Genomic DNA, 17,664 nt, shown 5'->3' with positions numbered 1-17,664 from the left:
ATTTCTGTCTGAACGTTTGAAACTATCTCTTTTATCAAAAGAACGCTCTGAACGGTCAAAAGATCTTGAGGAATCATTTCTATCTGTACGTTTGAAACTATCTCTTTTATCAAAAGAACGTTCTGAACGGTCAAAAGATCTTGAAGAGTCATTTCTATCGGAACGTTTGAAGTTATCTTTTTTGTCAAAAGAACGTTCTGATCTATCAAATTTATTGAAGGAATCTTTTTTGTCAAAAGATCTTGAAGAATCATTTTTATCAAATGAGCGGCCTCCTCTACCAAAGGATTTTTCTGAATTATCTTTTGAACGGAAGGAATTGTTATCTCCTCGGAAGGAAGGTTTGTCTGAGAATTTTTTAGATCCGAATGATCTGTTCTCACGATTATCATCTTTTCTGAAAGAGCCTCTTTCAGATTGGTCATTCGACCCATATGATTTTTTTCCGAAACTATTGTTCTTATCGCCTCTAGATTTGAAACTATCTGAGTTGCCTCGTGACTTTCTGGAGTTGTCATCACGACTGTTCCTTTTATTGCTGAATGGCATTGTGTTTTGCTAAAATGTGAACGACAAAGTTAGGTATAATTTTGGGTTTTGCGAAAAAATCCTTATCTTTTTGTCTTTTCTTGAATTTGCTGCGTTTTTACGATAACAAAGCCGCTTTAAGTTGTCTAGAATGTAACTATTTGTTTTTTAAATAAATAGTGTTTACCTTTGTACCCTTGAATTTGAACCAAGCTATTTTTTGATCGATTGCAGTCGTGGATAGGGTAGCATTAAGGGAGTGAATGATAAGAAAGAGAGTTTTATGTAGTAGTTTGATTTTGTTTGCTTTATTGCTGTCAAAGTTATACTCAACCCCACACAACAATGCTTCAAACGGCGATAAGATCGTTGAACCGAAGCTCGTAGTAGTTCCCGTTCATCATGGGGATGAAGAAGAAAAAAAAGAAAAAAGCAATTCCTTTGAATCGTATATGAATTCATTGACATTTGCCGAAGATTCATTACCGATGGATCGTCCGCTTGTGGAAAGTAAATTGCGTAAATTTTTCAGTCGATTCTCGTTTAAAAAAACAGGATCGTACGATATGCACAAAAAGGCAGAGACCTACTTGCCTATGATTGCAAAGATCCTTAAATCACATGGTATTCCGGAAGATTTCAAGTACATTCCATTGGTGGAAAGTGGCCTTAGTAAAGCTGTTGTTTCATCGAAGGGAGCTGGTGGCTATTGGCAATTTATGCCGGCAACAGCCCGTTTGTATGGATTAAAAGTCAATGGTACGGTAGACGACCGAAAGGATCTTGTTAAATCTACGCATGCTGCAGCGAGATACCTCAAATACCTCTATGGCCAATTTGGTAACTGGACCTTGGTTGCTGCGGCGTATAATGTTGGTGATGGCAGTTTAAGAGGTTCTATAAGAAGACAAAAAAAGGACGACTATTTTGCCTTGAAATTGAATAATGAAACGGGTTCGTATGTGTACAAACTTGTTTCTATGAAGGAAATTATCGAACATCCACAGAAGCATGGCTATTCACGTTATGCCAATAAAGAAAGTGAGACGTTGGATAAGGAACCGAACATGCTGTAAAATAGTGTACTTCACAATAAAAAGGGCTTTCCACTGCATAGTGGAAAGCCCTTTTTATTGTACTGTCTTTAATCAGACCTGTAGTATTGTTCTATTTTTACCTCAGATCGACGATGTCGAAGCCTTTATAATCATTTTTGTTGAATACGAATAGACTACCGGAAAGCGCCTTATTACCTTCCTGAGAAGTTAATGTATACGTATAGCGATTACCACTTTTATCAAATACGGTGGTATCATAGATCAGACTGCTTGCTTTGTTAATGCGCAGCTTGATCTTTGAATAGTTTTTTTTGCTATCAAGAGGACTTAATTCAACAACACTTAGTGTAAGCCCTTTTACCTTTTCTGTATTGGTCAAGGTATATTTAAAACCGGTGGTATAAAAGCTGAATATATTTGTTGGATTGATCTCGTTGGTCGAATTGCTTGCTTCTGAGATTTCAACTTCTTTTTCCGCTTTCATGATATTCCACTGTGTCTTGGAATCCGATATCAATACTTGATTTTTGGTATTGACCTGGTACTTGTTGTTACTCTTGTCCAGGTATATTGTTCCGGCATCAGTATGCGAGCCGCCATTAGCTTGTTTAATATCTAATGAGAAATTGGCCTGTATTGTTTTGTATGCATTGTACTTTTGGCTTACTTTCGTCAGTAGCGCCTTGGCAGCAGCGTCATTTTGTGCATAACTGTTTTGGCTGTATGCCATGATTAGCAGACCTACAATAAACCATACTTGTTTTTTCATCTTAGTTGTCCTTTCTTAACGTCTCCAAAAATTGTTCTAATGAATACTCATCTGGATAAAGCACTTCGCGGGCCTTACTTCCTTCAAATGGACCTACAATTCCTGCAGCTTCCAATTGATCGATGATTCGTCCTGCTCTGTTATAACCCAATTTTAATTTACGTTGGATTAATGACGTAGAGCCTTGCTGATGCATGACAATCAATCGGGCAGCTTCTTCGAACAACTGATCGCGGTCTTTGGGATCAAAATCTACACTACCAGAACCATCTCCGTTTTCGTCTACGTACTCCGGAAGCATAAATGCCGAAGGATAGCCTCGTTGCGCACCGATGTAATCGGAAATTTGTTCAACCTCAGGCGTATCCACAAAAGCACATTGAATACGTATCAAATCACTTCCAGTCGCTAGAAGCATGTCACCCCGACCGATCAACTGATCTGCACCGCCTGTATCTAGAATGGTCCGTGAATCGACTTTCGACAACACACGGAATGCCAGACGTGCAGGGAAGTTGGCCTTGATTGTACCGGTAATGATATTGACAGAAGGACGCTGGGTTGCAATAACCAGGTGAATTCCTACCGCACGGGCCAATTGTGCCAATCGTGCAATCGGTGTTTCGACCTCTTTTCCTGCTGTCATCATCAAGTCGGCAAACTCATCAACAATAAGAACGATATATGGTAAGAATCGATGACCCTCCTCAGGGTTTAATCTGCGATTGATAAATTTTGCATTATATTCCTTTAAATTCCGTACCTGCGCATTTTTTAACAAATCATAACGTTGATCCATTTCTATACAGAGGGAATTTAAGGTGTTGATTACTTTCTTCGTATCGGTGATAATCGCATCTCCGTCGTCAGGCAATTTTGCAAGGAAGTGGCGCTCTACTTTTTTGAATAGAGAAAGTTCCACTTTCTTAGGGTCAACAAGGACAAATTTTAGTTCGGCTGGATGTTTTTTATACAGTAGAGAGGTCAGAATCGCGTTAATACCTACTGATTTACCTTGCCCGGTAGCCCCCGCAACCAGAAGGTGAGGCATTTTAGCTAAATCGGCAATATACACTTCATTTGAAATTGTCTTACCTAAAGCGATCGGGAGATCCATATCTGTTTTCTGAAACTTCTCCGTAGCAAGGACCGATCGCATGGACACCATTTCCGGACTGGAGTTTGGTACCTCAATACCAATAGTTCCTTTTCCGGGCATCGGTGCAATGATCCGGATACCTAAGGCCGCAAGACTTAAGGCAATGTCATCTTCCAGATTTTTGATTTTTGAAATCCGTACACCTGGTTTTGGTATAATTTCATACAAAGTCACCGTTGGTCCTATCGTTGCCTTGATGCTTTCGATCTCGATGCTATAGTTTCTCAGTGTATCAACAATCCTATTTTTGTTCGCTTCGAGTTCCTGTTGATTGATGGTAATTTTACCACCACCATAGTCCTTCAATAAATCCAATGCCGGATGTTGGTAGCCAGAAAGATCCAATTTTGGGTCATACTGTCCGAATTGGGCCACAAGATCACTGGCGGTAATTTCTTTTTCCTCTTTGATATCTTCGACCACCAGACCGGGTACTGCATCGGGTTCAATAATAGCTTCTGGCTCTCGTTGGGGTTCTGCTTCGATTTTCGGCGCTTGATATTCCTGGATTAACGGTAAGTCTTCGGCTTCAAATTCTTCATTTGGCTGATCAATTGTAAAACTGATTGAAGGTGTATTCTCTGTTCTTTCAAGCGGACTATCGTCGAAGGTGAGCACCACTTTGTCCTTCGGATCAATTTGTACTTCGGGTACAGGGTGATGCGTAAAGGCAGGACGCTGAAGTTCTTCCTGTACCTCTTTGTCCCGAGCAGATTGAAATCGCTCATTGATTGACGTTGACCGTTGGAAAGATTCTCGCACCGACTGGATGGAATCATCTTCAATATGAATTTTGTTTCTAAGATTTTGTGGAGCGTATTCATCCTCATCCTCTTCGTCCGTATCTTCAGAGAATGACTTGGATTTCCTGTTACTGAATAGGACAAATTTAAAATCGAGGTTGTAAAGTAAGATCAATGTCGTCAGGTAGGCAAAAGCCAATATACAGCCAACGCCGACAATGCCAACTTGTGCTTCCAGTAATTTATTGGTCCAAAAGCCAAATTTACCCTCGAGCATATGCGGTGTATCGGCCATAAATCCATGCAGGAAGCCTAAAGTTACCGAGATAAAAACGATAGCAACAAAAGAATAGACTACAGTACGGTACAAAGGAAGTAATGATTTCTTGAACAACAAGCGATATCCTAAAATGAATAATACGGGGATAAAAAGAAAAGATGCGACGCCAAACCATTCGTACATGAATTGGTTGGCTAGCAATGCGCCAAATTTCCCTAGTTTATTATCGACAACGGGTAGATCAACAGCTTCATCATGAATTTCTTCTGCGGATCGGAATAATGTCGACCATCCACCATTGGTTTTTGCAATATAACTTTGATCGTCTTCCCAAGTGAATAAGTAGGAGACGAAAGCTGTAGCAAATGCCAATGAAAGTAAGATCAATAAAATCCCTAATATCTTGACAGCCTTTTGCTGTGCATCAGAATAATCTCTTGGTACACTGTTTTTTTGACTTTTTTCTTTTTTAAATGTTGTCGATTCCTTTTGAGGGGCACGTTTGCCGGAAACTGAATTCCCTGTCTGCCTAAATGTATTTCCTTTATTTGACATTGAAAAGCTCACAATTATACTGCTTACAAACTTAGTTATTTTGATAGTATTTTAAAGATGCTGATCGCCTATTATTTTAAGTTTGTCGTTTTTTATGAATGAATAAATTTAGATGTAGCTAAAAAGCTTGATAGGTATAATGGCTAGCAAATACTATGCCCTGCAAGTGGGGTGGGCTAAAGAATATGGGATATGGCTAAAGATTGTTTCTGTTTTTGCCTATTCTTTAGAGTTGCTCTAAAATATGTAGTTTTACGAATAAAATAAGAGATAGCATGAACAAGTTTGAAATACGAAAAGCGACATTAGCTGATAAAGGACGGATTTGGGAAATTATACAACAAGCAATTGCCCTCAGGAAAGAACAAGGTAGCCGACAATGGCAAGATGGTTATCCGAATGAAGATGTGGTTCAGTCGGATATTGATAAGGGCTACGGGCATGTCGTTGAAGTGGAGCGTAGGATTGTAGGTTATGTTGCTATTATTTTTGATGTCGAACCTGCATATAATGATATTGACGGAAAATGGTTAAGTGATGGTTCTTATGTCGGTATACACCGACTGGCCTCGGCGCAGGATCCGCATATGAAAGGTGTGGGGACGGCTATTATGTCCGGGGTGGAAGAGATAGCCATCGATCATGGCGTTTATAGTATTAAGGTGGATACTAATTTTGACAATGGGGGTATGCTGCATGTGTTCGAAAAGTTAGGGTACCGCTATTGCGGGGAAGTACATTTTAGGGGAGCGTCACGCAAAGCATTTGAAAAACTATTAAAATAACCGAACCGATTTCTTCTGCGGAGGAAGAATAACATTGGATTTCATAAAAAAGTCCCTTTTACTTTGTTCAAAAGGGACTTTTTTATGTTTATGGATTATTAAATCAGGATACTGCTGATCATTAATCTGCAATAATCAAGTAGTAATTCTTTTTACCGCGTTGTGCAACAATATATTTATTGTTTACAAGGTGATTGTCCGTAATCGAATCTTCAATATCGGTTGCTTTTTCTCGGTTGATAGAAACGCCGCCGCCCTGAAGCATTTTGCGGGCTTCACCTTTTGACGGAAATACCTGTGTCTGAACAGCTAGTAAATCAAGAATATTGATGCCTGCTGCGAGATCTGCTTTAGCGACCTGAAACTGCGGAATGCCTTCAAATACCTCTAAAACTGCGTCGTGATCTAAGTTGTTTAAGAATTCTAAAGAGCCATTTCCAAAAAGAAATTCAGAAGTTTTGATCGCAGTTTCGTACGCTTCTTCGGAGTGGGTACGAATGGTGATATCTTTTGCCAGTGCTTTTTGAACTAAACGTAAGTGTGGCGCTGCATCATGTTCTGCAATAATGGACTCAATTTCTTCCTGAGGTTTGAGTGTAAAAATTTTGATCCAGTTTTTAGCATCATCATCTGACGTATTCAACCAAAATTGGTAGTACTTATACGGAGAAGTTTTTTTTGGATCTAACCATATGGCACCAGATTCGGTCTTTCCAAATTTCTGGCCGTCGGCTTTTTTGATTAATTGCGTCGTGATGGCATAGGCTGTTCCCTGATCTTGGCGACGGATCATTTCGCTTCCTGTTACGATGTTACCCCATTGGTCCGACCCGCCCATTTGAACTTTACAGTTGTGGTGCTTCCAAAGATAGTAGAAGTCATATCCTTGAATCAATTGATAGGTAAACTCTGTAAATGAGAGACCATTGTCGCCTTCCAGACGTTTTTTTACAGAATCTTTTGACATCATATAGTTAACGGTAATCATTTTACCGATATCACGAATAAAATCCAAAAATTTAAAATCTTTAAACCAGTCGTAATTATTAACCATTTGGGCGTCATTTTCCCCTTCTCCAAATTCAAGAAATTTGCCTAACTGCTTTTTCAGACAAGCGACATTATGCTGTAAGGTAGCTTCGTCCAACAAGTTACGCTCTGCAGATTTGAAAGAAGGGTCTCCGATCATGCCTGTTGCTCCTCCAACCAGGGCAACTGGTTTGTGGCCTGCATTTTGGAAATGGATCAACGTCATGATTTGCGTCAAGTGTCCTACGTGTAGAGAGTCGCCTGTGGGATCAAAGCCGATATAACCAGCGACTTTTTCTTTATTCAGTAAGTCTTCAGTGCCTGGCATAATATCTTGCAACATGCCTCTCCAACGTAATTCTTCTACAAAGCTCATTGTTAAATGGATTTAATTTTTTAATTTACAAGATGCAAAGATAGGAGATTAAGCGTATATTGAGCGAATAATTTCCCATAAAAGCACACGCTAATAAGCTGGTATGAATTTTTTATCACATTTCTATTTTGAACGGTTTGCAACTAATCCCGAACGTATGGTGGGTGGATTGTTACCCGATCTATTAAAAAATGCGGATAAATCCTTTATGCTAAAACCGCGTCAGTATGAAGATGAGCTCTTGGACAATCCTTTACTGGAACAATTGTACATAGGCTGGAACCGTCATATCGAGGTCGATCGTCTATTTCACAATTCACCTTACTTTTTTCATCATACACATCAGCTGAAACTAAAAATCCAGTCTAGTTTAGCCGGGCTGCCTATCCGTCCGTCCTTTATGGCCCATATTGCGTTGGAGCTATTGTTGGATCATATCCTAACACAAAATAAAGCGGTCTCCATCGATAAATTCTACGCTGCACTGGTACATGTCAATGAAGATGCTGTTCGGAAGTTTTTGAAAATTAATCAGCTGAGTGATATTCCTAAGTTTGAAAAGTTCTATCATCAGTTTATTGAGTGGGCGTATATTTATGACTATGCACAGGTAGAAAAAATCGCAGGTGCGCTTTTCAATATTTGTAAGCGATTGTGGAAATTTGAAGTTTCAGTGGAGCAAAGACAGCTTCTGACAGAACAGCTGATTTCCTATTTACATACGCAGATGACCGATTATCAAGAAATTTACCAGTATATTCAATATGAGCTGGTGGACTTTAATTAGTCTGTCAGAAAATACCAATAGTATAAGACCTTGAAAATATTTATTTTCGCATAATTTTAAGTATCAAAAACTAAATTTACATGTCACATAGACTTTTTCGGAAGAAAAGTGTTGATCAGATTCTGCATGACACTCAAAAAGAGGAGGGGACGGGCCTTGCAAAGGTATTGGGGGTAACAGATCTGGTTTCGTTGGGTATCGCCGCTATTGTAGGGGCTGGAATCTTCAGCACAATTGGATTGGCGAGTTATGAAGGTGGACCAGCGGTATCACTCCTCTTCGTTTTTACGGCTTTTGCCTGTGTTTTTACGGCATTGGCCTATGCGCAATTTGCCAGTACGGTTCCTGTGTCTGGCTCAGCATATACATACGCTTATGTGGCCTTTGGTGAGTTGTTTGCATGGATTATAGGTTGGGCATTGGTCTTGGAGTATGCTGTTTCCAATACGGTTATTGCCATTTCCTGGTCGCAGTATTTTGTCTCCATGCTGGAGGGCTTTGGACTCCACATACCGGCTTGGTTGTCCATGGCGCCAGGCTATGCTTATGATGCTGTAGAGAAGATGAACCAACATGGTGCGGCTGCACTGACCGCAATCGACCAACATGGTCTGGATGCTTTTAATAATGCACCACGAATAGGAGGACTGCCTATTATTTTCGATTTACCAGCAGGTGTCATTACATTTTTGGTTACTTGGTTGGTTTATATCGGAATCAAAGAGTCCCAGAAAGCGAGTATGATTATGGTTATGATCAAGGTAGCGATTATCCTGGCCGTAATTTTTGGGGGTATATTTTTCATTAAACCTGAAAATTGGACACCTTTTGCGCCGAACGGCCTCAAAGGTGTACTCGGAAGTGTGGCCGCGGTTTTCTTTGCCTTTATCGGATTCGATTCGATCTCCACAACTGCCGAAGAGTGTAAAAACCCGCAGCGCGATCTACCTAAGGCGATGATCTATTGCCTATTGATTTGTACTGTATTGTATGTTGCTATTACCTTAGTCTTGACGGGGATGGTTAATTACACCGAATTAAATGTGAAGGATCCGCTTGCTTTCGTGTTTAAATATGTGGGCTTTGACCATATGGCCGGAATTATATCGGTGACCTCTGTGATTGCCATCACCAGTGCCTTGCTGGTGTATCAATTGGCGCAACCAAGAATCTGGATGACGATGAGTCGGGATGGTTTGTTGTGGAAGAAGTTTGCGACCATTCACCCAAAATATAAAACACCTTCGTTTGCAACTATTGTAACGGGTTTGGTGGTTGCTATCCCTTCGTTATTTTTTAAAATGGATTTCTTTGTGGATTTAACGAGCGTCGGTACCTTTTTTGCCTTTATACTTGTGTGCGCCGGTGTATTGTATATGGATTATTCGGGTTTATCGGCAAAATCCAAATTTAAAGTTCCTTACATCAACGGTAAGTATTTGGTTGGTGCAGGGCTACTGATTGCTATTGTGTTTATTTTTAGCTATGCGCAAGAAACGATACAGGAGTGGAAATCGCTTACCATCCTTGAAATTCTAGAACATAAAATGTTGGTCATCATATTTTGGTTAACTTGGCTTGGACTGGGGATTTATAGCTTTAAAATGAACTTTTCCCTATTGCCTGTCGTTGGTATTCTGATCAATCTGTATTTAATGACGGAGCTGGGGGCAAGTAACTGGATAATATTTGTGATCTGGCTCGTGATTGGATTGGCTGTATATTTTATGTATGGCTATAAACATTCAAAGTTAAATAAACAGGCGCAAGCCTAGTATAGGAGAAGCGTCGTACAGTAATGAATCAAAGAAAAGGAGCTATCTGCATAAAAGATAGCTCCTTTTTTTTAATATCATGGACTTATTAGAATCTCCATAAAAGGATCCGGCTTACCTTATTACCTTGTTCCATGCGGATCACTTCGGTCTCTTTTACGTTTATTTTCTTTAGTTTGTGTTGTAGAAAGCGAATGTCTTCGCGGTGGGCAACTAATGTTGTGAACCATTTTACTTGATCTTTGTGAAATTGGCTTTCAAAGATCATGCGTGACAAGAACGCTTTTTCACCACCATCGCACCATAACTCGCTTCCTTGTCCAGAAAATGCCTGTGTGACCGGTTTTTCGTCTATTTTAGCGTCTTTGATACCTGTGGTCTTACGGATGGACTGCTGTAAAGCCTCGGTCTGAGAGCTAAAAAATGGGGGATTACAGATCACCACATCATATTTTTCCCCTGGAAGAATAATGTCTTTGAATATGGCCTTCGGATTATTTTGGAGGCGGATCTGTATGCTCTTTTTTAAGCTCATATTTGTCCGTGTTATCTCGATGGCGTTTTTGTATGCGCTCTTGATGATTTCAGACCCTACAAAGCTCCATCCATACTCCTGATGTCCGATGATGGGGTAGATACAATTTGCACCAACACCGATGTCGAGGACGTGGATGTTTCCGCCTTTTGGAATTTCACCATTATTGTCCCTTGCAAGAACGTCTGCGATATAATGAATATAATCTGCCCGGCCCGGAATAGGAGGGCAAAGATTCTCTTTGGGGATATCCCAGTGTTGAATGTGGTAATATTTTTTTAGAAGTGCCTTGTTTAACGTTTTAACAGCATCGGGGTTGTTAAAATCGATGGACTTTACTTTATACGCATTTTCTATAACAAAATCTTTGAGCGAAGGTTCCACTTTGCTCAATTCTTCAAAATTGTAGTTATCGAGATGTCTATTTCTAGGATGTAATTTCTTTTTTGGATTAGCGTCTGCCATGATGTATTATTTGCAACAAAAGTAATGCAATTCTATTGAATAAAAAAGGTGATGCTTGAGCATCACCTTGAGGAGTCTTAATCTTTCCGTATGAGATGGACCTCTGAAGTCTGTGGAAAATTGAGCGGAACCCGTTCAATTGTAACAAAGCTGGAATCTAAACCAAAACCTTTTTCTTCGGACAAACTCATTTTTTTGAGGTAACCATAGATGTCCATAATTACTTTTTCTATCCATGTCATCTGGTTGGTTTTGGAGAGTACTTTTTCTAAAACAACAAACTTAAAGTCACCAGGAATATTGTGTTTACGTAGGGTGTCGTATTGACTGGTGATGTCAATTTCACCTTTTTTCACCATTTCCTCAACTACTTTTCTGAACAGTAGACTGATGCGCTGTTCCTCTCTAAAGCCAAGTTTAAAATCAACCCGTATTAACTTACCCGGGATAAGCTGATCGATTGAATATTCTTTTGTATGTGGATGATCCATCACATCAACGTGGACGAGCCAATATACATCCGCACGCTTTGGCTTTTTATTAATAATTGAATAAATAATTTTAGCCTCTATCTCGGATTTGAAATTTGCACTTGTCAGATAGACCAAATGCGACGCATAGGGAGGGACCGATTTGTCCTCGCTCAATTCGGAGATAATGGGGTAATATTTATTGATGTTAATGAAGTTAACAAAACGATTTTTAATTTTTCGCGCTGTGTACCAGCAATACATTGTTATATATAGCGCAGTGGCAAGCAGAAGAGTCAACCAACCGCCATGGGCTATTTTAACACCATTTCCTATTAAGAAAGTTAGTTCAATAACAAAATAAGCAATCAAAAATACCGCAATTAGTACACGGTTGACTTTTTTCATGGCGAGGAAGTATCCCATTAAAATCGTGGTCATCAATACCGTTAAATTGATCGCAAGACCATAGGCTGCATCCATTCGGCTTGATTCTTCAAAAACCCAGATGACAATCATACAGCCGACCCATAAAATTAAATTGATGGATGGTACATACAACTGACCTTTATGTTCACTGGGGTAGCGGATAGCCACCTTAGGCCATATATTCAACCGTACTGCTTCCGAAATTAGAGTATATGATCCGGATATCATGGCTTGACTGGCGATGACCGCTGCAATCGTCGCGATGGCGATACCGTAGCCTATAAACCAATCGGGCATGATTGAGTAGAACGGATTTTCACCTCCAAGGACACGTCCTTCCTGTGTCAATAACCAGGCTCCTTGTCCGAAATAATTTAGTATAAGTGTGATTTTTACGTAGATCCAGCTGATGCGGATATTGTTTTTACCACAGTGCCCCATATCCGAATACAATGCTTCGGCACCTGTAGTACATAAAAACACGGCACCGATCAGTAATAGCGAATGGGGGTAGGTAATCAAAATATGGAAAGCATAATAGGGGTTGATCGCTTTCATCACTTCTGGTGCGAGGTGAAGATGAGATAAACCGATTACACCAATGATTGTAAACCAGATGGTCATCAATGGGCCGAAAACCTTTCCTACAACAGATGTTCCAAATCGTTGGATAATAAACAATAAGGAAATAATTGTAACTACAATAGGTACTGTAGGTAATCCTGGGAATTTGAGATCCAAACCTTCAATAGCCGAGGATATTGTGATGGCAGGGGTGATCATTCCGTCCGCTAACAAGGTCGCTGCACCGATCATCGCCGGGAAAATTAACCAAGGGGCTCGTTTGCGTACCAATGAATAGAGGGATAGGATACCGCCTTCACCTTTATTGTCTGCCCGGAGTGTGATCCAAACATACTTTACTGTTGTCTGGAGCGTCAGTGTCCAAAAAACACAGGATAGCCCGCCCAAGACTAAGTCCTTTTGAATGGCTCCTTGTCCCATGATTGCTTTGAAAACATACAATGGAGAAGTTCCGATATCTCCAAAAACGATCCCTAAACTGATCAATAATCCGGCGAAACTCACCTTATTGATACTGTTGTGATGACTGTTGTCTGCCATTTATCAATTATTTTATTTCAAAATATACTGCAAAAATATACTTTTTGCCTGTACTTTAAGTAGGTACATTTCCTGCGCCAAATTTTAGCATTTACTTTGACATGCGCAAGAGCTGTTAAAATTTGTTAAAAGAAACTTAGAATGAATCTATTTGCTGAAAAACTTTTAAACAAAATACTAACTTTGTTGTTGATAATTCAAATAGTTAGCGTTATATTTGATTAAACCGTAACCAGTATTTGAAGTCTAATTTAACACTATGGGGAGAAATCTACTTAAAGCAGCTTGTTTAACACTTTTATCCGCACTGACATTGTGTAGCGGGTTGACTCGGGTGTATGCAAAGTCTCCTTATGACCATACTATTTCGCAACATATTTGGGACGGCAGTGAGGCATTCGGAGAAGATAATAACATCAAGGAGACAGAGAAACTTATCAATAATGTGAAGGTTTTCTACAATCCGATTGCTGAACAAATAAATCTTTCTTTTAAATTGGCAAAATCGTCGAGTGTGTCTATCAAAGTAATGGATGCATTGGGCAATGAGATTCTCCAATTAATGAATGGTAATCTGGATTCAGGAATTCAAAATCTTTCCTTTGAGCATGGTGGAAAATTAACGACAGGATTTTACTTTGTACGCGTAGTTGCAGGTTCGGAAACTGTGGTGAAAAGATTTTCTATTCGATAAGAAAGTAACATTTTTCGATAAAAAGGTAATTTGTAATGTACGTTCATTCGTATACATAAAACAGCAAAGGGNNCCCTTTGCTGTTTTATGTATAGCTTGATTTGTTAATTTTGGTCTTGTTGTAGTTCTTCGATCCACAATCCATCATCTTGAATGATCTTGATCAATTCATCTAAGGCATGGGCTGAACTCACATTTTTCTTAACCACCTGCTGACCTCTATATAATGTCACTTTATCAGGGCCCGCCCCAACATAACCATAGTCTGCATCTGCCATTTCTCCAGGGCCATTAACAATACAGCCCATGATTCCAATTTTTAAGCCTTTTAAGTGATTGGTACGGCTTCGGATCATTTGCGTGGTTTCTTGGAGATCAAATAAGGTTCTGCCACAGCTTGGACAGGAAATATATTCTGTCTTGGATATTCTGGATCGTGTCGCCTGTAAAATTCCGAACGAAAGTGAGGCGATATTTTCCAATGCCGTTGCCGGAGAGTCAATCCAAATTCCTGAACCTAAACCATCGATTAATAATGCGCCTAGATCTGTAGAAGCGTACAGCTGTATTTTTGATATCGGTTCTTCGGGATTCATAAAATCACCAATGGGTCCTGAGAATTCTTCCGCCAAATAAGAACGCTTGATAATGACAGGATTGTCAATACCGATTTCCTGCAGATTTCGAAAGAACTGTCTTTGATCTGCCATACCGTGCAAGTAATCGGTTTCTACGATAAATACGACTGTTTTGTCTAGCTGTAAGGATTCAAACAATGGGGTTAATAAATCTGAATTACAGATTTTGACCATATTCAGGACTTTATCCTTATTGTCTGACTTTACGAATTCTTCTAAGGTAAAGAGCGGATGAATATTGGTTTGATCGGTAAGTTTTGACCAGGTATTATAGTTATATACTTGCTTCAGATTTGCCGGCATCGTAAAGGATGGTAAACTGTCTGCGAGATAAACAAAGTCTACAGACTGCTCACCCATGTGGTATTTATCTAATAGGATATCGTAGCGATAACCTACTTTGGTAAGGATCTGAGCGTCCTTTAGATTTTCCTTAGAAATGTCGACCACAACCCTAGGTACCAAAGAGCCGCCGATGAAAGTATTTACTTCTTGGCTGGCATAAGGAATATGTGGTGTCTCCGGAGAGAGCTGAACAATCTTTTGTTTGGGCTGACTCGCGATGTTTGCCTTTCTTTTGCTATATCTATTGACAAGTGCTATAGCGACCGGAGCTTCCCGTTCAGGCTCTTCGGTTAGCGATACACGTACCGTATCGCCCAATCCATCTTCCAACAGTGTTCCGATACCGACGGCAGATTTTACACGACCATCTTCACCGTCTCCAGCTTCAGTTACACCGAGATGTAGGGGATAGTTCATGTTTTCGGAAACCATTTTTTCGACCAGCAATCGATAGGCTTTGACCATGACCTGCGGGTTGGAAGATTTCATGGAGATACAGAGATTGTAGAAACTCAGATCTTCACACATCCGGATAAACTCCATGGCAGATTCGACCATCCCTTCCGGAGTGTCACCATAATGACTCATGATCCTATCCGAAAGTGAGCCGTGGTTGGTACCAATACGCATGGCGGTACCATTTTCCTTACAGATATTTACGAGCGGAGTGAATTTTTGATAGATGCGATCTAACTCGCGCTTGTATTCAGCATCGGTATAAGATAGCTGATCAAATTTCTTCTTGTCTGCATAGTTACCGGGATTGACCCTTACTTTCTCGACGATGCGCGCAGCGACCTCGGCAGCATTTGGTGTAAAATGAATATCAGCGACTAAAGGGACTTTATAGCCTCTTCTGCGAAGTTCATCTTTTATGTTAGCTAAATTTTGTGCTTCTTTAATACTTGGAGCGGTAATACGAACGTATTCGCAGCCCGCCTCTACCATTCGAATGGTCTGCTCAACTGAGCCCATCGTATCCATTGTATCTACCGTAGTCATACTTTGAATACGAATGGGATTATCGCCACCCATGGGAATATCACCGATCTGAATTTCCCTTGTTTTCCATCTCGAATAATCTACCTTGGAATTGCAATAGATTCCAGGTAATGTCAACATATTACTTGTGTCCATATCTAACACAAAGTTAGCTTTTCTTGACTAAAAATCGGGTGTCAATTAATATCTTCTAATTTTTATTGACGCGATGCCACCGTTGATATCGAAATCGAATTTTTGAGCGGCAGAGTCGTAATTTGTCGATTTTACTTCGCCTTCACTTTTTAGGAAATCGCCCTCATAATCTGTCGAGGATAATGCATTGTCGCTTGTAATACGACAGGCCGCGTTTTTGGGGATGGAGATTTCAATAGAGGAGGCTCCAGCATCCATAGAAATTTTAGTTGTTGCCAGCGGTTGACCTAATTTTAACTTTAGACTAGTCGCTCCAGCATCGATATCCAATGTTTCTATCTTGTAGGGTGAAAGATCTAACCTGGCATCAATTGCACCTACATCAAAATTCAGATTCCATAGGATGTTGGGGTTTAATGCGATAAACGTATTGTTGTTTTTGCTGTTAAAATCCTTGTTTTTGTATTTTCCCTTTAGGTTGATATCTAATTTGTCTGCAGATTCTCCATGCACAGTTATGCCCAGTAGATATTCTTTTGATGTGTTAAATGCCGAGAAGATTTCTGAAGTAGTGCTACTATCATTTCTTAATGAAGTGGCCCCCAAATCGAGGTTTAGGGTAGCACTATGGATTTTATCATCCAGCGGGACGTTTAATTTTTCTGTTGTATAATTTGTTTTATCGTTGGGATCGTCGACATTGATGTTGACGCCTTTACTTTTTAAAAGCTGTGTTAAAAGTGGTTCCTTTGGTGTCGACAGCCCTATGTAAGTCAAAAAACCTAAAATTACGACGGTAGAACCGATGGCGACAAACTGTCCAATCTGTTGGTCTTTGGGTACCAGCATACGAATTCCGGCAAGCACAATAAACAGCGGCCAGTATCTAAAAATACCTACCCAGTTGAAAGAAATTGTGTTGAGCTGTGATAATAATAAGACAACTCCTATAAAGAGAATGGTGATACCAGTTGTTATTCTTCGTGTATTCATAACTAATTCCGTTTGTTAATATATCTCAAAAGTAAGTCGCTTTGGGAGATACCGTATGAATGTTTAGGCTATTATACATAAAAAATCGGTAAATGTGACTAATTGATCGGTAAGTAATTTCGTTTTTCGTATACTTTTTGGGTTTTTGCTTGTTTATATATTTGCTGGAATTAATTACCTTTAATGGATAGCTTGGCTCAGTATAGCCGTTAAATTGGCGTAATACATTGAAATTAAATAGATAATATGATCTTTCATCACATTGGTGCATATCTCATACTCCTGAAATCAGTTTTTAAAAGACCGGAGAAAGGGCGAATTTATTGGAAGGAAACCGTATTGGCAATGACCGATATTGGTATAGGATCTCTAGGACTTATCGTTATTATTTCCACCTTCATTGGCGCTGTTATGACCATGCAAATTGCCTTTCAGATGGTATCCGACTTGATCCCAAATTCAATTATAGGTTCGATCAACCGGGATTCAAATATTTTGGAATTAGGACCGACGATCTCGGGATTGGTCTTAATGGGGAAAATTGGGTCGTCTATATCTTCACAGATCGGATCCATGCGTGTTACAGAGCAGATTGATGCTTTGGAAATTATGGGGATCAATGCTCCTGGTTATTTGATATTACCCAAAATATTGGCGGGTATCACCATGATTCCGATGTTGGTGATTATTTCTATCGTGTGCGCTTTAGTGGGCGGTTTGTTAGGTGGATCCCTTTCGGGCGCTGTGACACAGGCGGATTATATTTTAGGAATTCAAGATGGCTTCAACGGCTTCACGGTGACAGTTGCCCTTGTTAAAGCTGTTTTGTTTGGGTTTATTATTACCTCGATATCTGCTTATAAAGGGTATAATGTAAAGGGCGGAGCGTTGGAAGTTGGGCAAGCTAGCACAGAAGCAGTTGTCGTTGGCTGTATAACTATTCTTGCGGCGGATTATGTGATAACCGCATTAATGCTTTAAAAAGATTT

At 39.9% G+C, this 17,664-nt stretch carries 13 protein-coding genes and 1 pseudogene; 6 read left to right on the top strand and 8 right to left on the bottom strand.

The window, feature by feature from the left end; genetic code table 11:
- Positions 1 to 549, bottom strand: a pseudogene (locus B3H30_RS21540) (hypothetical protein); the annotation flags it as partial.
- 242 nt (positions 550 to 791) lie between these two features.
- Between B3H30_RS21540 and B3H30_RS21535 the strand changes: the two are divergent.
- The gene (locus tag B3H30_RS21535; protein ID WP_070563224.1) at positions 792 to 1,604 is read left to right on the top strand and encodes a lytic transglycosylase domain-containing protein; all 813 of its coding nucleotides are present in this window, start codon (positions 792 to 794) and stop codon (positions 1,602 to 1,604) included.
- A gap of 97 nt (positions 1,605 to 1,701) precedes the next feature.
- Here B3H30_RS21535 and B3H30_RS21530 read toward each other — a convergent pair whose 3' ends face one another.
- Together B3H30_RS21530 and B3H30_RS21525 are read right to left on the bottom strand one after the other, a co-directional pair.
- A complete protein-coding gene (locus B3H30_RS21530; protein WP_070563221.1) occupies positions 1,702 to 2,355 on the bottom strand; it encodes a LolA family protein in 654 nt (217 codons plus the stop codon).
- Between the two features lies 1 nt (position 2,356).
- Positions 2,357 to 5,092, bottom strand: a complete 2,736-nt coding sequence (locus B3H30_RS21525) for an FtsK/SpoIIIE family DNA translocase (protein ID WP_070563219.1) — start codon at positions 5,090 to 5,092, stop codon at positions 2,357 to 2,359.
- Positions 5,093 to 5,367: 275 nt separating this feature from the next.
- Between B3H30_RS21525 and B3H30_RS21520 the strand changes: the two genes are divergently transcribed.
- A complete protein-coding gene (locus tag B3H30_RS21520) occupies positions 5,368 to 5,877 on the top strand; it encodes a GNAT family N-acetyltransferase (RefSeq protein WP_070563216.1) in 510 nt (169 codons plus the stop codon).
- Between the two features lie 121 nt (positions 5,878 to 5,998).
- Here B3H30_RS21520 and tyrS read toward each other — a convergent pair whose 3' ends face one another.
- Entirely contained in the window at positions 5,999 to 7,282 is a 1,284-nt protein-coding gene (tyrS, locus tag B3H30_RS21515; protein WP_070563213.1) for a tyrosine--tRNA ligase, read from the bottom strand.
- A gap of 103 nt (positions 7,283 to 7,385) precedes the next feature.
- Between tyrS and B3H30_RS21510 the strand changes: the two genes are divergently transcribed.
- Entirely contained in the window at positions 7,386 to 8,069 is a 684-nt protein-coding gene (locus tag B3H30_RS21510; protein WP_070563210.1) for an ACP phosphodiesterase, read from the top strand.
- A gap of 80 nt (positions 8,070 to 8,149) precedes the next feature.
- Entirely contained in the window at positions 8,150 to 9,844 is a 1,695-nt protein-coding gene (locus tag B3H30_RS21505) for an amino acid permease (protein WP_070563207.1), read from the top strand.
- Positions 9,845 to 9,932: 88 nt separating this feature from the next.
- On the opposite strand, the gene rlmF is transcribed toward B3H30_RS21505, so the two are convergent.
- Positions 9,933 to 10,844 (bottom strand): 23S rRNA (adenine(1618)-N(6))-methyltransferase RlmF, encoded by a 912-nt coding sequence (gene rlmF / locus B3H30_RS21500; RefSeq protein WP_070563205.1) that lies wholly within the window; start codon positions 10,842 to 10,844, stop codon positions 9,933 to 9,935.
- Positions 10,845 to 10,921: 77 nt separating this feature from the next.
- Positions 10,922 to 12,868, bottom strand: coding sequence for a KUP/HAK/KT family potassium transporter (locus tag B3H30_RS21495; RefSeq protein ID WP_046671947.1), 1,947 nt, complete (start codon positions 12,866 to 12,868; stop codon positions 10,922 to 10,924).
- Between the two features lie 259 nt (positions 12,869 to 13,127).
- Here B3H30_RS21495 and B3H30_RS21490 point away from each other — a divergent pair, with 259 nt between their 5' ends.
- Positions 13,128 to 13,562: a T9SS type A sorting domain-containing protein gene (locus B3H30_RS21490; protein ID WP_070563202.1), complete on the top strand. Its 435-nt coding sequence runs from the start codon at positions 13,128 to 13,130 to the stop codon at positions 13,560 to 13,562.
- Positions 13,563 to 13,666: 104 nt separating this feature from the next.
- On the opposite strand, the gene ispG is transcribed toward B3H30_RS21490, so the two are convergent.
- Complete coding sequence (gene ispG, locus B3H30_RS21485) at positions 13,667 to 15,682, bottom strand: (E)-4-hydroxy-3-methylbut-2-enyl-diphosphate synthase (protein WP_175441961.1); 2,016 nt, start codon at positions 15,680 to 15,682, stop codon at positions 13,667 to 13,669.
- Between the two features lie 45 nt (positions 15,683 to 15,727).
- On the bottom strand, positions 15,728 to 16,675 hold the full coding sequence (locus B3H30_RS21480) for a LiaI-LiaF-like domain-containing protein (protein WP_070563198.1): 948 nt from the start codon (positions 16,673 to 16,675) through the stop codon (positions 15,728 to 15,730).
- A 246-nt stretch (positions 16,676 to 16,921) separates the two neighbouring features.
- On the opposite strand from B3H30_RS21480, the gene B3H30_RS21475 reads away from it, so the two are divergent.
- On the top strand, positions 16,922 to 17,656 hold the full coding sequence (locus B3H30_RS21475) for an MlaE family ABC transporter permease (protein WP_112375483.1): 735 nt from the start codon (positions 16,922 to 16,924) through the stop codon (positions 17,654 to 17,656).
- Positions 17,657 to 17,664 lie beyond the last annotated feature (8 nt).

It is taken from the genome of Sphingobacterium sp. UBA7038 (assembly GCF_002494055.1).
Taxonomy (GTDB): domain Bacteria; phylum Bacteroidota; class Bacteroidia; order Sphingobacteriales; family Sphingobacteriaceae; genus Sphingobacterium; species Sphingobacterium multivorum.
This window is presented reverse-complemented; position numbering and strand designations above follow the sequence as displayed.

Coding starts and splice junctions, on each gene's coding strand:
- B3H30_RS21535 (WP_070563224.1), top strand. CDS start 792: ATGATAAGAAAGAGAGTTTTATGTAGTAGTTTGATTTTGTTTGCTTTA.
- B3H30_RS21530 (WP_070563221.1), bottom strand. CDS start 2,355: ATGAAAAAACAAGTATGGTTTATTGTAGGTCTGCTAATCATGGCATAC.
- B3H30_RS21525 (WP_070563219.1), bottom strand. CDS start 5,092: ATGTCAAATAAAGGAAATACATTTAGGCAGACAGGGAATTCAGTTTCC.
- B3H30_RS21520 (WP_070563216.1), top strand. CDS start 5,368: ATGAACAAGTTTGAAATACGAAAAGCGACATTAGCTGATAAAGGACGG.
- tyrS (WP_070563213.1), bottom strand. CDS start 7,282: ATGAGCTTTGTAGAAGAATTACGTTGGAGAGGCATGTTGCAAGATATT.
- B3H30_RS21510 (WP_070563210.1), top strand. CDS start 7,386: ATGAATTTTTTATCACATTTCTATTTTGAACGGTTTGCAACTAATCCC.
- B3H30_RS21505 (WP_070563207.1), top strand. CDS start 8,150: ATGTCACATAGACTTTTTCGGAAGAAAAGTGTTGATCAGATTCTGCAT.
- rlmF (WP_070563205.1), bottom strand. CDS start 10,844: ATGGCAGACGCTAATCCAAAAAAGAAATTACATCCTAGAAATAGACAT.
- B3H30_RS21495 (WP_046671947.1), bottom strand. CDS start 12,868: ATGGCAGACAACAGTCATCACAACAGTATCAATAAGGTGAGTTTCGCC.
- B3H30_RS21490 (WP_070563202.1), top strand. CDS start 13,128: ATGGGGAGAAATCTACTTAAAGCAGCTTGTTTAACACTTTTATCCGCA.
- ispG (WP_175441961.1), bottom strand. CDS start 15,682: ATGGACACAAGTAATATGTTGACATTACCTGGAATCTATTGCAATTCC.
- B3H30_RS21480 (WP_070563198.1), bottom strand. CDS start 16,675: ATGAATACACGAAGAATAACAACTGGTATCACCATTCTCTTTATAGGA.
- B3H30_RS21475 (WP_112375483.1), top strand. CDS start 16,922: ATGATCTTTCATCACATTGGTGCATATCTCATACTCCTGAAATCAGTT.